Raw genomic sequence first — 14,762 nt, 5'->3', positions numbered from 1 at the left:
GTAAGCTTTCAAAACTTTTAGATAGCCATACTAGAACGTTATCTCTATAATGTTGAGGCTACAAGAGAGCTACCAGTAACATGGTGGCTTTTTAGTTACGCTTTGCAAGTCCATCAGCACTTTTCCAGAAACTCCCCCACTTTTTGCCTTCGTGCCCTATGCAAACGCAACCCGTTTTTCATAAACGGGTTTAACTGTGGGTATTGGATGGCAACAAATACGGTTAAGCGATTTAACGGAGCCAATAGTTTCGGCTTTATTTCTACCTATTGATACCCAAGCGGTACTCAGTTTTATAGGGAAACTAGGCGGAGATTTGCAAGCAAATCATATATATGCCGCATACAGCGGATATTTTCTCAACCCACGCCCCGTGTTGCGGGATCGTGGCAAAACCGGCGCTATCCGGCTCATCAACCCACCCCCTGAATTTAGGATATGTCTTTTGAAACGAATTTTTGTAGGAAACTTACCTAGCGACGCGACTGAAACCAGCGTTCAAGCTTTATTTGCCCAATATGGGAAAGTCCGCTCCATTGAACTGGTGTCGGATATTTTTAGCGGTAGATGCCGTGGTTTTGCCTTTATCGGCATGGAAGGCCATGAGGCCCGCGCGGCGATCTTGGCATTGGACGGCAATTTGTATTGCGGCAAGCCGTTGAAAGTCAAATTTGAAGAGCCTGCCGCCAAAAAAGGCCGTCGGCATTAATCGATGGCGGGCTTTTTGTCAGAACCAATCTAATATCCCTAGGAAACCCATTAAAACATAAAAATGGGAAAAGCCTGGCTCAGTGATATAGATGGGAGCCGTTCCAGCAGGCCAAGGTTCGAGCCTGCAGGAACGGGCTTTAAAAAAACATAGGCTTATTGTTTTTTAGAAATTCTCATAATCTTTTGATTTTTATCAATTACATCTTAACTTTATAGCCCGCTCCCATAGGGCATTATATCTACATTTGGAAAGTGATTGATATACCACGAACGGCATCATGTTGTTGTCTGTTAGCACTATCTCTCATTTCGTCAACGATTCATAGCCCGATACGACATCAAAAAGTTCTTGATCAATCGAACTCTGCCGCAAACGGTGGAACGTGCCATGCAAATTTTCCAGCAATTCGTCGATATTTTTTTCAGCGCGTTCCATTGCCGCTAAACGGCTGGCATTTTCGCTTGCCAAGGATTCGGCGCAGGCTTGAAACAGCGAGATGAACAGGTATTCACGGATTAAGGAGCGTAAGGTCGCCGTGCCACCGCACAGGGTTTCGGGCAAATTTTTGCTAGGCCAAGGGATGCTTGCCATACGTTGTTGCCATACCAAATCCAGTGGCAATAAACGCTGGCTGCTGGGTTCGTAAAGCGATCCGGTTTGCGGGTGGTTATGGAAAACATAGAGATGTGCATAGCCCTGTTGGGCGCGATGAGTTTCGCTGTCGACTTGAATTTGTCCAATCAACGGCGCGATAGCTTTGACTGAGTTGGGGACGGCGAACAACCCTAACATCGGTAAACCCGCTGCCGCCAAACGGTCATGGACGCGTTCACCGACCGCCCAGACTTGCGCTTGTCCAGGCAACTCGGCCAGTGTTTTCAGGACAAAATCGGCGATCACATCATTAAACTGCCCGACCAGACCTTGATCTGAACCGAAAACTATGGCCCCGTAAGTAGTCGCCGTAGCTTTTTCCTCTGCCGCTCCTAAGATGCCAAGTTGGTTTTTGCGAAAACACGCGCCTAAGCCCAATTCCACCGTCCGCGTGTAATCCACCAAAGCCCGTACCGAATTTTCATATTGCCCGACACTGGATGCCGCTAAAGCTTTCATGGTGCGGACAACGGACTGGAGTTCTTTCGCACTGCTGATTTTTCGGCTTAAGCTGGCCTGGCTGTCGCTCATGGCTATACGGTCAGCGTTGCTTGGAAACTGGCGAGTGCTTGCCGCGCTATTTCAAGCAATAGCTTACGGTCTTCGTCGCTTAACTGTTCCGCTGTTGCGAAACGTCCGCATACCGCCGCCGGAATAGTGGTGGCGGCTTTTTGGACAGACTGTTCGGCGGCTTGCATTTGTTCAAGCGGAATAGGATCAAAAAGCCCTTCCGTCAAAGCCAATAAAATGCTGATTTGCGCGGGTACGGAGACCGGGGCGAATTCCGGTTGTTTAAAGCAGGCCCGGATACGCCGCCCATGTTCGATGATTTTTCTCGTATTTTCATCCAGCCGTGCGCCAAAGCGGGCAAATGTTTCCAGTTCCTCGAATTGGGCGTAAGCCAATTTGAGGTTACCCGCGACAACACGGTAACTCGCCCGTTGCGCTTTACCGCCGACCCGCGACACCGATTTGCCAATGTCAACCGCAGGCAGCACGCCCAATTCAAACAGCGACGGCGACAGATAGACTTGCCCGTCGGTAATCGAAATTAGGTTAGTTGGGATATAAGCGGACATATTCTGCGCTTCGGTTTCGATAATCGGCAAAGCTGTCAACGAACCGCCGCCCAATTCTTCGCGCAAATGCGTCGCCCGTTCGAGTAAACGCGAATGGATATAAAAAATATCGCCCGGAAACGCTTCACGACCGGGTGGCCTACGCAGCAATAAGGATAGCTCGCGGTATGCACGCGCATGTTGGGTAAGATCGTCATAAACAATCAGCACGTCGCGGCCTTTTTCCATGAAATGCTCGGCAATGCTGGTTGCCGCATACGGAGCGATGTAGGCGAGTCCGGGCGGATCATTGCCTTCGGTCACGACGACAACGGTGTAAGCCAACGCCCCTTGCCCACGCAAAACCGCCACAGTTTTGGCGACGGCGGAAGCCCGTTGGCCGATGGCGCAATATACGCACAAAACATCTTGCCCGCGTTGGTTGAGGATGGTGTCGATGGCAATCGCGGTTTTGCCGGTTTGCCTATCGCCTAATATCAGTTCGCGTTGACCGCGCCCGATGGGAATCAGCGCGTCAATGACTTTAATGCCTGTTTGCAACGGCACGGTGACAGGCGATCTATCCATAATGGCGACGGCGGGGCGTTCTATCGGCAAGCGTCCGCTGGCGGTGATAAGCCCATTGCCGTCCAAAGGCCGCCCTAGCGGGTCGATGACGCGGCCTATCAAACCATCGCCCACCGCCACGTCCATCACCCGTCCGGTGCGTTCGACTTCATCGCCTGAATGCAATTGCCAGTGCTCGCCCAGCAACACCACGCCGATTTCGTCCTCATCGACATTGAAAGCGATGCCAAACACATCGCCGGGGAATTTGACCAATTCTTCAAAGCCCACACCGGGCAGACCCGACACTTTGGCGATACCTGTGGCGACACTGGTGATCGTGCCAACTTCGCGTGGTTTTAGCTGCGGCGTGAAGGTTTTTAACGTCTGGCTTATGTCTGCAAACGTATGGTCGAACATGTTTTGCAGGCTTTCGGCTTCGTTGTTCATTCGGGATTGGGATTCGTTTGTTGTTTTGCGTCCGCTGGCACCAATTCGTCTATGGCTAGCTCCATTGAACCTAAATAATCGGCAACACTCCACGCCACTTTTTGCCCGTTGACGCTCAGCTCTATGCCAGCGACTAATTCTGCTGAACTCGCGAAATTAAGCGGGACTTGTGTTGAGAAAATGTCATTGAGCGTTTGTTGTATGGCTTCACGCTGCGTTTCAGGCAAGGCAAATGCGCTACGCAAGAGGGCGGGTTCCGATGCGGTTTTGATGGCTTCCGCCAGCACCGCCTTATCCTGTGCGTCCATCGCATGTAAGCGGCGGATGAAGTGTCCACACAATTGCGCTTCCAAAGCAGTATCGGCAAGATCAGCCAAGACTTTACGGACAATGGCAAACACTTCTTGCTGGGTACGGTTACGGATGGCTTCTTTCAGATTTTTGGCATCGCTGCGCAAACTCGCCAGCCGTTGCGCACTTAAGGCATCAGCGGCTTGTTTGGCTTCATTAATAAGCCGCTGGCGTTCGGCTTGGGCATCTGCGATGGCTTGTTCTAAGAGCGCGGCACGTTGTTGGGCAAGCGCTTGGTTTTTTTGTTGGAATTCATCACGTTCCTGTTGGGCTTCAGCCTTTTTTGCGGCGGCGTCGCCCAGTTCAGCGGCAATCCGTTTCTCCCGTGCGTCAATGGCATGAAGAATAGGCTGATACAAAAACCGCTTCATCAGCCAGACCAGAACCAGAAAATTGAGCGTCTGCGCCCCAACCGTGAACCAATCAATCAACATGGCTTACTTTCCTACAGTTTGGGCAATGGCATGGTTCCAAAACGGATTGGCGAAAATCAGGATCATGGAAACCACGAAGCAATAAATGGCGGTGGATTCGATCATCGCCAACCCGACGAATAAGGTTCGGGTGATGGTGGCGGACGCATCGGGTTGCTGCGCCAATGACGTGAGGGCTGTCGAAACCGCCTTGCCTTCCGCCAGTGCCGGGCCAAGACAACCGAAACTGGTGGTCAAACCGGCGGTGATGATTGAAGCGATGGCGATTAAGGTTATGTTGTCCATAGTATTTCCTTGTTGATTTTATTGGTTGTCCACGAAAAGCACGAAAAATCTTAGTCGGGTTGGCGATCAATACCGTTCGGCATGATTACTGACTGGCATTAATAACCGCCGCAACCTCAGGGGTTAAAGGCTCAAGCAAAAGATTCTGTATGTGTATAGTTCCGTGTGGTCATATACCCATCCGTAGCGGGCGGTTTGGTTTCGGAGCAGACAAACCCGATTAAGGGTTGTCTGCTTGCCTGTGGATGCTAGTTCAGGGGGAGGTTAAATATGGATAATAATGGTTGGTTTATTGCGGATAGCTTTACTGTTGCGGGTAGCCTTGTTGCTGTGGGTACCCTTGTTGTTGGGGATAACCCTGCTGTTGTGGGTAGCCTTGTTGTTGGGGATAACCCTGCTGTTGCGGGTAGCCTTGTTGCTGTGGATAACCCTGCTGTTGCGGATAGCCTTGTTGCTGTTGCTGCTGCTGTTGTTTTTGCTGTCCAGCCCCTGCGTTATTATTGGCGATAATCGCCAATTCAACACGGCGGTTTTGGGCACGGTTGGCTTCATTGGTGTTCGGAAATTTCGGCATTTTCTCGCCCATGCCTTCGGTTGCCAAACGCGCGTAGTTGACCCCGTGCTGGGACAAATAACCGGAAACACTGGCGGCGCGTTGTTCGGACAGTTTTTGATTGTAATTATCGGCACCGCTATCGTCGGTGTGCCCGGTGATTTTGATTGAAGAATCAGCGTATTGGTTTAATACTCTGGCAACGGAATCCAATGCGGTTTGTGCTTGCGGGGTCAAATTGGCGGAATCAAAACCAAACGTGATGCTGCTGGGCATGGTCAGATTAAGCGTATTTTCGGCGGTCCTTTGCACTTCGATGCCCGTGCCTTGCAGGGATTGCTGCATTTCTTGTTGCTGGTTGTCCATGTAGGCACCGACCGCCGCACCGACGACACCGCCTGCCAACGCGCCCCAGCCGGCGTTTTCCAGTTTGTTGCCGCCAAATAGCGCACCGGCACCAGCACCTGCCAATGCACCGATACCGCCGCCTTTAGCGGTGTTGCCCATGCTGGATTGGCCCGTGTAGGGATCGGTTACGCAAGCGGTCAGCAATGCGGAAGTTATGCCTAATATTAAAATTTTTTTCATAAGGGTATCGCCTTTAAGTTGTGGTTATTGTTTCCATGACATCCAACCGGGTCGTCATGTTGTTTTTAAATGCCATTATTGGAGGCCGCCAATATAGGTTGCCATGCTTAATTAAAACTGAATTTTCGATTTTTAAAAGCTACGCCGATTTTTCCAGGTCTTCAATCCAGTCACGCCATACCGACATCAGCACCGCCATCAGGGTGGGCCCTAAAAACAGGCCGAGCAAGCCTATCGCTTCCATGCCGCCGAAAATACCCAGCAAGGTCCAGATAAACGGCAGTTTTACGGCGTTGCCGATTAACACCGGGCGCACATAATTATCCGCGATTAACGTCAGCACCATGCCGTAAGTGAACAAGACCAGAGCGGCGGTATAATGGCCTTCGGCTGCCAATACCAGTGAGCAGGCTCCAAAAATCAGCTTGGCGGCGAAGGGGATCATCGCAAAAAGCCCCGTCAACGCGCCTAAAATCGCCGGATGCCCCATGCCCGCCAAATGGTAACCGACCCCAATCAACAAACCTTTGCCGATGCCTATCAGCATCATGCCATTGACTGTTCCACGCACGGCAGCGGCGGCATGGCGCAGATAACGTTCACCAATGTCGCCAAAGATACGGCGGCTGCTGGCCAGCACTTGACGGCTCAGGGTGTCGCCGTGCTGATAAACAAATAATAGCACCAGCAAAATAATCAGGAAACTGACGAAACGTTGCATCAAGTGGCCCGCGAAAGTTTTGGTATAGCCCAATGCCCCGCTGGTGCTTAGCCAGTGAAAAGTGCTGTTGGCGGCTTCTTTGCTGCCTAATGAATTGATCCAGAATTCTTTTGCGGACGCGCCAACCATAGGTAGATGTTCCAGCCAATTAGGCGGTAGAATGCCCGTTTTCTGGGCTTCCATCAACCATTGTCCCAGCGATTCGGCTTCGGCAAACAACTTCACCAAGCCGTAACTCAAAGGCACCAGGATAATTGCGCCGATGAGCAAGGTTAGTGCCACCGCTCCCCAAGTGACTTTGCCATGCAGTTCTTTGCTGATCAATAAGCGTTGATAAATCGGCCAAGTGCTGATTGCCAAGACCACCGCCCACGCTAATAAAGGCAAGAAACCCTGGACGAACCAAGCCCCCAATAAAATAAGGATGGCGGCGGCGATAAAACGCGCCCGAATTTGCAGTGGATCGGTCATGACGGATTACAGGTTGTTAAAACAATGGGGCATTCTAACACCGAACACACTGGGAAAACACACTGTCTACTATAAGTGGCGATTAAGCTTTTTGGGTGACTAACGCTTTTCCAGCAAAGCCACCAGCAGCAAATACTCACCCAGCAAGGCTGATGACAATAACCACCCAGGCCAAACCAGATAAACCTGCAAGAAGTCCCGCGCAAAATACAAGCCGAGTCCTAACAGGATATAGCCCAAGATGCGTATGATTGGATAAGCGACCGGATAAAACCAACGTCCCAGCAGATAGGAAAGCACCGACATGCTGGCATAACAGGCCAGCGTCGCCCATGCCGAACCCTCGTAACCGTACAACGGAATCCACCAGATATTCAAGCCTATCGTCAACGCCGCCCCAAACAACGACACCCACGCGCCCATTAAGGTGCGGTCAGTGAGCTTGTACCAAACCGACAGATTGACATAAATCCCCAAAAACAGGTTTGCCAGCAACAGAATCGGCACGACATTTAAGCCGGTTCGGAACTCACTACCCAGAAAGTATTGGAAAAAATCCAGATACAGCGTCACTAGCAAAAAGATGGACACACAAAAAATCACAAAAAATTTCAGCACGTTTGCGTAAATGTCACGGGCGTCGTTTTTGTCGGCGTAAGCAAAAAAGAATGGTTCGGCGGCGTAGCGGAACGCCTGGATAAACAACGACATCAACATGGACAGCTTGTAACAGGCACTGTAAATACCCAACATTTTCATGTTCGTGGAGAAATCATAAGGCAACAAGTATTTCAGCAACACCCGGTCTATCATTTCATTGACGATGCCCGCAAAACCGATGACGACCATCGGAGCCGAATAGCGCAGCATACGTCCGAACAAATGGCGGTCAAATCCCCAAACAATACCCGCCAATTGTGGGGCCAACAGCAAAAATTTGCAGGTACTTGCCAGCAAATTGGCTATGAACACATAACCCAAGCCGATAGCTGGATGATAAACAAGAGCCAGCCAAGACGGCGGATTATCGGCATAGGCTTTTGGACAATAGACGATGAAAAACAAGGTCAACAAAACGATCACCAAAATTTCCGCCATTTTGATACCGGCAAAACGGAACGCCTTGTTTTCCGCCCGCAGACGCGCAAACGGCAGGGAGGCGATGGCGTCCAATGTCAAAATGATCCCAAACCACAGCACATATTCAGGGTGTTGCGCGTAATTGAGGGCTGCCGACAAGGATTGGTTGCTTAATAAAATAATTATAAAAAACAGTATGTTAAGTAATAATACAAAAAGTAACGCGGTGGAATAGGCGACATCAGGTGTGGTTTGTTCCTTATCGCGAAATCGGAAATAACCGGTTTCAAAACCGCACAACAGCAAGACGGAGAAAAAGCCTGAATATGCATAAAATTCTGAAATCACCCCGTATTCTTTCGCCGGGAACGCATAGGTGACCAGCGGTACCAATAGGTAGTTAAGAAAACGGGCGAAAATACTGCTGAGTCCGTAAATTGCCGTTTGCGAGGCCAGTTTTTTGAGGATGCCCATGTTGGTATGTGGGGTTTTGACCAATAAAAACTGGGGATTATATAAGAGATAAGCTTTTCATAGTGTGTTTGCGGGCAATCTTTTAAGTAAGTGCCAGCCACTAAAGTTACCTTGCCTGAATTCCTTTGGTTTTTTTGGAAAAATACCGATAAGTTTCTACCCTCTATTTCTCCTTACTAGCGCTTGACCCACCCGAAGCCGTAGCGTCCCCATCCTTGCCTTGCGATACGGGATTCATATTGCCTTCAAAATCCGTGACTTTAAGGTCTTCCAATTTAAACTGGTAGGTCTCGACGGTGTTTTGGGTTTCGACCTTGGCTATGCCCGTGAACGGTTCCAGTTCCGCAGCCTTGTCCCAGAAGCCTTTGTCCTGATATTTGCCGACCAAAGCGCGGTTGGCTTCAATCAAACTACCGTTTTTGTCTGTGCATTGCTTTATCCAGCGTTCGCGCTCGCCGATCGCAGAAACCAGAAGCTGGTTGTCGTTCTGGATTTGCTTGGCCTGGGCGACAATGTCTTTGATTTTGCGGTGCAGTTCCTGTTGTTTCCCGCGTTCGCGCTGCAACTGCGTTTCTAAGGCGCCGTTGGTGTTGCGCAAAGAATCTTCCTGGGTTTTGTGCAACAGGATTTCACCTTGCAGAGGTTCGATTTGTTTCGCGGCAAGCTCAAGCTTTTTCACCTGCTCCAGCAACGCGGCTTTTTCGTTTTCCAAAGCTTGCTTTTCTTCGGTTAGCTGCCGGACGACACCTTGGGCTTTTTTTAACGCCTGTTGCCCGGAAGATTCCGGTTTAGGCGCGGCGATGGTTTGCACGCCCAGCAGGCATAGCATTAGCAAGCCATAAATCTTGGGATTCTGGTTCATGTCAGTCTCCGTTACAAACGCATGTTCAGATCCATCGAGAGGGTATTGATGTCCAGTGGCGGCCCGTCAATGGCTTCGGTGCTGAACCAGCGGAACATCAGCCAGGTGTTTTTCGCCAAACCATAATTGCCGCCTATCATCCAGCCTTTGGCATCTGTGCCGCCCTGATGGAAAATGGTGTCGGTGAACGCATCCAAAACCGCGTCACGTTGGATGTAACGGTAAGCCAAAATCGCGCTCCAGTCTTTGAAATATTTGATTTCTTGTTTGCCGACATCCAGCCGGATTTGGAAAGCATCCGTTCGGGATTTGTTATTGCCTTTCAGGAATCCGGGGAATTCCCGTTCAATACGGCCCGCGTCATAGCCTAGGTTTTTTGCGTAATCCAAGGACACCAAGGCGTGGGTCGGGGCAAAACCGGCAAAATCGTACATCACCGTGGCGTTGAAGATTTTGAAATCCGAAGCCAGGCCAAACAGGCAGGGCTGGCCTTGCAAGCTTTGGCTGTCGGTGCAGCGGCTGTTGAAACCGTCGTTGACGTTGATCGGCACCAAGGTGTTGCCTTTTTGCAGGTATTGCGGCGCTGTCCAATCGTAAGTGAAACTGTCGCGGGCATTGGCGCGGGCGCGGGTGTTTTCGTAATCGTAAAACGCGGCGGCGGCTTTCAGGCGTGAATCGTTATGGATCAGCCAGTCGGCACCGATTTGCCCGCCGAACAGCCATTTGTCAGTGGTCGAGAAATTGACTTCTTGTATCGGGAATGCGCCCAAGGTGATGAACAACGAATCGGGGGTTTGCGGGCCCATTTGCAAACCAAAACGTGAATTGGGGTTTGCGGCCTGATAGTTTTTGACCACCGGATTGTCCTGGTTGCTATGCCAGCGGAACGTGCCTGCAAAACCTTCAAAACTTAAATCAGAGCTGTACAGCATTTCCGTAGACAGCCACGGGTTGGCGATACGCCCGCCCCAAAGAGTGAACCAATCGTTGTGCCGGCTATCGACAAAATCGTATTGGATAAAGGCGCGGTCTATGGTGACTTCAAAGGTTTTTCCTGTGTTGCCCAGGGTTTGGTTGCTGGAAACCGGGCTGAATTCGTTGGTGGTGGACAGCCTGAACCCCGCTTTCAGGCCGTCGGTGACTTTGGCGTCAATCGCCAGCCGGAAACGTTCACGCAAGCGTAAGCGGTCATTGGTGGTGTTGAGGTATTCCTGGTTTTTGTTGTGGGCCGCCAAATGACCGCCATCTTGGTTGATGTTGAGATAATCCAGATAGGCGTTTTGCGTGTTTGCCGGGCCGAAGAAATCATCCTGGGCACGCAAACGGACATCGCCGGAAATTTTGATGTTGTTGACCCATTCCGGCAAGGCGGCGGGGATGCCCCATTGTTCTTTCCTGGCATCGGCCTTGACTTCGGTGACGACTTTGTTGGTCAGGCCGGCAATGACTTCCTGGCGGATTTCTTCCTTGACGAATTCGGGGACGTAGGCAAAACGGATGCTTTTGGGGCTTTTGGGTTGGGTTGCGGTGTCCGGTTCGGTGGCGGTTTGTCCGTCAGCCGCCGTTGTTGCCAGTTCCTGCCGGCTTTCTGTCGCCACTTTGGCTTTGGCGGCTTTCATCAGGGTTTGCGCTTTTTGTTTGTCCAACAAACCTTGCTGCACGAACACCTCAATCAGATTGGCCGTGGTGTTTTTAAGGTCGAGCAGCTCCTCACGCTCCTTGGCAATGTCTTGCCTGAGCTTGAGCAATTCGGTTTTCTCGTCCGCCATGATCGGCGTCACCAACGAGCTGGCCAGTAAGGCCGCTAGGGTTTTTTTGGTCATTATCATTATTCCCGTTATTTTAGTTAGCTCGTTCCCAATCTCCAGCTTCACTGCCCACAGTCCGCTGGTTGCTCTGGCTTGGTAACCCAAGTCTCAGAAGCTCTAGCTTCGAGAATGACGGGAAGCTGGAGCTTCCCATCCCGCATTCCCAAGCTGTAGCTTGGGAACGAGCGAAACCAGCGAACTGTGGGCAGTGACACAGCACGTGGGAACGAGAGTTACATCCTAGAAGTCACCCGCACTTTCAACGGTTGCGGCATATTTTCCGGCGGTGCTTTCGGCAAACTAAAACGCAAGCTTGGCAAAGCGGCGCGTATCGCCTGGTCAACATCCGGCTTGCCGCTGGATGCCGCCAGTTCGGCGCGGTTGACGTTACCGTCGCTACTCACCCAAACATTCATCTGCACACTGTAAGCGGCTTTACGCGCCGGACTGTCCGCCAACACCCGTTGCAATTCTTCTTCCAGGCCACGCTTGACTTGCCCTCCGTACCATAAAATCGCGCTACCCCCGGTACCGCCCAATAAACCGCGCCCGCCTTTTTTGCCGAGCAAACCGAAACCGTCCGAACCGGCGCCGCCTTCGGCATCCACGCCCAATTCCTCACCCGCCGGTTCTTCGGCGGATTCCGGTGCAGGTTCCGGTTCTTTCTCTGGTTCCGGCTCCGGCATTTTTTCCGGTTCAGGCTCAGGTTCCGGCGGTTTTACTTCCGGCGGTGGTGGGGGCGGCGGAGGCGGCGGTTGGATCATCGTGATTTGCTGCATCTGCTTTTTCGGTTGCGCGGGTTTAGGAAACAGGCCTTGCAGAAAATACACGGCCACCGCAATAGCCAAGGCTAGAACGATGCCGATGATCAACGGCAGGTTGCGTAACCAGCGTTGATGTTTGGGTAATGTCGCCATCCAGCATTTCCTATAATTTGTCCACGAAAAACACGAAGGACACGAAAAAAATCAAAAGAATTTTGGTCATGGTTGAATGAAAACTGGCCTGAAAATTTTAGATGTGTAGGGTGGGCAACGCTGTTCTGCCCGCCGTTATCCATAGCAAAGGCGGGCAAACGATAAAGCGGTTTGCCCGCCCTACGAAAAAACCAGGGAGTATCACTATCCCAAAATTTTTTAAGGCTTTTTCGTGCATTTCGTGGACAATTCTTTTGTTCAATAAACATTTGCTTCATAAGCCTACTTCACCAGTTTCTGCGTCACCAATCCCAGTTGGCTGATTTCCAAACGGGTGACGATGTCCAGCACTTCGATGACTTTCTCGTATTGCACGGCGGCATCGGCTTTCACCACCACCGGCAAATCCGGCGTGGCGGCTTTATACTGGCCCAAACGGGTTTCCAAATCCGCCAGTGAAATAGGATAGGTGTCCAGATACACCGTACCGTCTTTGGTGATGGAAATCGCCTTGGTCTTGGGTTTCGACAAAGACGGCGTGCTGCTGGCCTTGGGCAGGTTGACGGTGATGCCCTGCACGGTCGCCGTGGTCATGATGATGAAAATCAGCAATAACACATAAGCCACGTCGAGCATGGGCGTGATGTTGATGTCGTCGTAAACCTTGCCTTCTTCATTCGCCTTCATGATGCTTGCTCCAGTTGTTTGGTGGCGATACGTCCGAGGACGAAAGCCGGAACGGGTTTGCTACCCGTTCCGTAAGTCTTGTAGGTTGGGTTAGCGATAGCGTAACCCAACGATTACTATGCAGATTTTGTCTGGTTACGCTATCGCTAACCCAACCTACCAAAATTCCGTTATGTTTCATGATGCTTGCCCCAGTTGTTTGGCGGCGACACGCTCGGCGATCAGGTTGATAAATTCCTCGGTGAACATGACGTTTAGGCTATTATCGCTACGTTGGCGGTCAGCGACACGCTTGGAAACCATCGCCAAAAACTCATCGGTGAAAACGTGCATATCGGCGGTGATGTCCTTGATTTGCGTGAGCAGGTAGTTGTAAGCAAACAAGGCCGGGATTGCCACCGCCAAACCCGCGACCGTCGCCAGCAACGCACCGGAAATACCCGGGGCGATGGAGTTGATGTTGACATCGCCGGTCGCGGCAATCACGGCGAAGGTGATCATGACCCCCAACACCGTGCCCAATAGCCCTAAGAACGGCCCGCCGGAAATGGCGATGGTCAGCAACACCATATTTTTGTTCAGTTTTTGGGTTTCGCGCACCACCGCCGCATCCAGGCGGGTACGGACTAAATTCAAACCTTCGGCGGACAATACTGAGCTATCCGTGAAATTGATTTTCAGCTCATGCACACCCGCATGGTAGATGTGGTAAATCGGCGAGCCTTGGAAATGGTCGTGCTTGCCGACCAGCGAAGACAAAAATTCGGATTCGCTGATTTCTTCGTCTTCCTCGCTTTCGTCCCTGTCCAAATCGCCCAGATGCTCGGCATCGACATTGCGGTATTGTTTCAGGAAAGCGGCGTTGTCTTTGCTGGCGCGTTTCAAGGCCAAGCCCTTGCCGACCATCACCAGCAAGCTGATGACAAACATCACGCCGCACAAGGCGATGACCACCCAACCGTCCACGGTCAAGCTTTGCAGGATGATGACGAAATAATTCGGGCCTTCGGCGGCGCCGCCGGACTCGTCCTGACCAAAATTGACGGTCGTGAAATCGGGGCTTTGGCTGCGGAACTGGAATTTCAGCCAATCGGCACTACGCGCCTGTTTAGCGATTTGCACTTCATCGAGCAGGCCGACCAAGCCTTCACCAATCAGCAATGACGGATTCATTGCGGCTAAACTGATTGGCGTGTTGCCGACCGCTTGCCCGTTCAGGTACAAGATGAGCTTGTCTTTTTGCGCGGTCACGGCGATGTGCTGCCATTGCCCCAGCGTGACCGGTGCGGCGGCGGTTTTCGCTTCGCCTTGGGCATTGCGGTACACGGCGGTCAAGGCCGTGCCCTGTAAGGTCAGCGCCAGCTTATTGTCACCGTCCACCGCTTGCACCAGCGCGACATTTTGTTCCTGGTCGATTTTCGCCCAGGTGCTGAATGTCCAGCCGTTATCCGGCGTAATTGCCAATGGCGGCGCGGCACTGACACTGATGCCGCCAGTCCCGTCAAACTTCGCCGCCGCGCCTATCCAGCCCGCCGGATCAACAGTGATTTTCGATGCTTGGGCGTTCAGCGCGTAAGCCGTGGCATCCTGCGGCAGGGTTTCACCTTCGCTGAAATGGTAGACCAAAGCCTGGTTCACGTCGTAAATGCCTTGCGGATCAGAGGCGTCTACCCCCTGGGGCACAAGGGCGACATTGGCATTACCGTAATACATCGTGAACGAATCGGTGCTGATGCCGCCGCGCACGGTCGGCAGTTTCACCCACACCAAGCCCAATTCCGCCAATGGATCGACTTTTTCGACATGGTGTTTGAGCGCGGTTTTGTCATCGAGCATGAAGCGCAAGTCTTTGCCGTTTTCTGCGAGTTCGGCGAAATAACCGAAGTTGCCAGTGTGCAAACGTAGCAACATTGGCACATCGGTTAGGGTTTCCTGGATGTCCGCGCCCGTTGTTCCGGCATCCACCGTCAAGGGCTTGCGTGATGACCAGTCGTTGTTCCACCAGGCTGATGCGGCGGTGGGGATTAGCAACAGCAATAGCAGCAGGGCGAATTTTAGGGGGGGGTGGGTGTTTTTTTTCATGGGTCTGG

At 51.7% G+C, this 14,762-nt stretch carries 14 protein-coding genes; 1 reads left to right on the top strand and 13 read right to left on the bottom strand.

The window, feature by feature from the left end:
• Positions 1 to 445: 445 nt before the first annotated feature.
• On the top strand, positions 446 to 709 hold the full coding sequence (locus PHH59_RS01285; protein WP_300009963.1) for an RNA-binding protein: 264 nt from the start codon (positions 446 to 448) through the stop codon (positions 707 to 709).
• Between the two features lie 306 nt (positions 710 to 1,015).
• Here the strand turns inward: PHH59_RS01285 and PHH59_RS01280 are convergent, their stop codons facing one another.
• The 13 genes from PHH59_RS01280 to PHH59_RS01220 all read right to left on the bottom strand — a co-directional run bounded on the left by PHH59_RS01280 (position 1,016) and on the right by PHH59_RS01220 (position 14,754).
• Positions 1,016 to 1,897 carry a F0F1 ATP synthase subunit gamma gene (locus tag PHH59_RS01280; RefSeq protein WP_300009960.1) on the bottom strand — a complete coding sequence of 294 codons (882 nt, stop codon included), beginning with the start codon at positions 1,895 to 1,897 and terminating at the stop codon, positions 1,016 to 1,018.
• A gap of 2 nt (positions 1,898 to 1,899) precedes the next feature.
• On the bottom strand, positions 1,900 to 3,441 hold the full coding sequence (locus tag PHH59_RS01275) for an alternate F1F0 ATPase, F1 subunit alpha (RefSeq protein WP_300009957.1): 1,542 nt from the start codon (positions 3,439 to 3,441) through the stop codon (positions 1,900 to 1,902).
• Positions 3,438 to 4,226, bottom strand: coding sequence for a F0F1 ATP synthase subunit B (locus PHH59_RS01270; protein WP_300009954.1), 789 nt, complete (start codon positions 4,224 to 4,226; stop codon positions 3,438 to 3,440). Before PHH59_RS01270 ends, PHH59_RS01275 begins: the two co-directional genes overlap by 4 nt.
• A gap of 3 nt (positions 4,227 to 4,229) precedes the next feature.
• On the bottom strand, positions 4,230 to 4,511 hold the full coding sequence (locus PHH59_RS01265) for a F0F1 ATP synthase subunit C (RefSeq protein ID WP_300009951.1): 282 nt from the start codon (positions 4,509 to 4,511) through the stop codon (positions 4,230 to 4,232).
• Positions 4,512 to 4,815: 304 nt separating this feature from the next.
• Complete coding sequence (locus tag PHH59_RS01260; RefSeq protein WP_300009948.1) at positions 4,816 to 5,652, bottom strand: OmpA family protein; 837 nt, start codon at positions 5,650 to 5,652, stop codon at positions 4,816 to 4,818.
• A 139-nt stretch (positions 5,653 to 5,791) separates the two neighbouring features.
• Positions 5,792 to 6,844, bottom strand: a complete 1,053-nt coding sequence (locus PHH59_RS01255) for an AI-2E family transporter (RefSeq protein ID WP_300009945.1) — start codon at positions 6,842 to 6,844, stop codon at positions 5,792 to 5,794.
• 99 nt (positions 6,845 to 6,943) lie between these two features.
• The gene (locus tag PHH59_RS01250) at positions 6,944 to 8,398 is read right to left on the bottom strand and encodes an oligosaccharide flippase family protein (RefSeq protein WP_300009942.1); all 1,455 of its coding nucleotides are present in this window, start codon (positions 8,396 to 8,398) and stop codon (positions 6,944 to 6,946) included.
• 163 nt (positions 8,399 to 8,561) lie between these two features.
• Entirely contained in the window at positions 8,562 to 9,260 is a 699-nt protein-coding gene (locus tag PHH59_RS01245) for a hypothetical protein (protein WP_300009939.1), read from the bottom strand.
• A gap of 11 nt (positions 9,261 to 9,271) precedes the next feature.
• Complete coding sequence (locus PHH59_RS01240) at positions 9,272 to 11,083, bottom strand: putative porin (protein WP_300009936.1); 1,812 nt, start codon at positions 11,081 to 11,083, stop codon at positions 9,272 to 9,274.
• A 218-nt stretch (positions 11,084 to 11,301) separates the two neighbouring features.
• Positions 11,302 to 11,985 (bottom strand): energy transducer TonB, encoded by a 684-nt coding sequence (locus PHH59_RS01235; RefSeq protein WP_300009932.1) that lies wholly within the window; start codon positions 11,983 to 11,985, stop codon positions 11,302 to 11,304.
• On the bottom strand, positions 11,937 to 12,263 hold the full coding sequence (locus tag PHH59_RS01230) for a hypothetical protein (RefSeq protein WP_300009929.1): 327 nt from the start codon (positions 12,261 to 12,263) through the stop codon (positions 11,937 to 11,939). The genes PHH59_RS01235 and PHH59_RS01230 overlap by 49 nt, the downstream gene beginning before the upstream one ends.
• Positions 12,264 to 12,267: 4 nt before the next feature.
• Positions 12,268 to 12,672, bottom strand: a complete 405-nt coding sequence (locus PHH59_RS01225) for a biopolymer transporter ExbD (RefSeq protein ID WP_019867937.1) — start codon at positions 12,670 to 12,672, stop codon at positions 12,268 to 12,270.
• Positions 12,673 to 12,849: 177 nt separating this feature from the next.
• On the bottom strand, positions 12,850 to 14,754 hold the full coding sequence (locus PHH59_RS01220; RefSeq protein WP_300009921.1) for a DUF2341 domain-containing protein: 1,905 nt from the start codon (positions 14,752 to 14,754) through the stop codon (positions 12,850 to 12,852).
• Positions 14,755 to 14,762: the final 8 nt, after the last annotated feature.

The sequence above is a fragment of the Methylovulum sp. genome (genome assembly GCF_028687615.1).
Classification (GTDB): Bacteria; Pseudomonadota; Gammaproteobacteria; order Methylococcales; family Methylomonadaceae; genus Methylovulum.
The sequence above is the reverse complement of the archived record's forward strand: the minus strand, read 5'-3'. Positions and strand labels throughout refer to the sequence as shown.

Excerpts from the sequence above, each read along its gene's own strand:
- PHH59_RS01280 (WP_300009960.1), bottom strand. The coding sequence starts at position 1,897 with ATGAGCGACAGCCAGGCCAGCTTAAGCCGAAAAATCAGCAGTGCGAAA.
- PHH59_RS01275 (WP_300009957.1), bottom strand. The coding sequence starts at position 3,441 with ATGAACAACGAAGCCGAAAGCCTGCAAAACATGTTCGACCATACGTTT.
- PHH59_RS01270 (WP_300009954.1), bottom strand. The coding sequence starts at position 4,226 with ATGTTGATTGATTGGTTCACGGTTGGGGCGCAGACGCTCAATTTTCTG.
- PHH59_RS01265 (WP_300009951.1), bottom strand. The coding sequence starts at position 4,511 with ATGGACAACATAACCTTAATCGCCATCGCTTCAATCATCACCGCCGGT.
- PHH59_RS01260 (WP_300009948.1), bottom strand. The coding sequence starts at position 5,652 with ATGAAAAAAATTTTAATATTAGGCATAACTTCCGCATTGCTGACCGCT.
- PHH59_RS01255 (WP_300009945.1), bottom strand. The coding sequence starts at position 6,844 with ATGACCGATCCACTGCAAATTCGGGCGCGTTTTATCGCCGCCGCCATC.
- PHH59_RS01250 (WP_300009942.1), bottom strand. The coding sequence starts at position 8,398 with ATGGGCATCCTCAAAAAACTGGCCTCGCAAACGGCAATTTACGGACTC.
- PHH59_RS01245 (WP_300009939.1), bottom strand. The coding sequence starts at position 9,260 with ATGAACCAGAATCCCAAGATTTATGGCTTGCTAATGCTATGCCTGCTG.
- PHH59_RS01240 (WP_300009936.1), bottom strand. The coding sequence starts at position 11,083 with ATGACCAAAAAAACCCTAGCGGCCTTACTGGCCAGCTCGTTGGTGACG.
- PHH59_RS01235 (WP_300009932.1), bottom strand. The coding sequence starts at position 11,985 with ATGGCGACATTACCCAAACATCAACGCTGGTTACGCAACCTGCCGTTG.
- PHH59_RS01230 (WP_300009929.1), bottom strand. The coding sequence starts at position 12,263 with ATGAAGCAAATGTTTATTGAACAAAAGAATTGTCCACGAAATGCACGA.
- PHH59_RS01225 (WP_019867937.1), bottom strand. The coding sequence starts at position 12,672 with ATGAAGGCGAATGAAGAAGGCAAGGTTTACGACGACATCAACATCACG.
- PHH59_RS01220 (WP_300009921.1), bottom strand. The coding sequence starts at position 14,754 with ATGAAAAAAAACACCCACCCCCCCCTAAAATTCGCCCTGCTGCTATTG.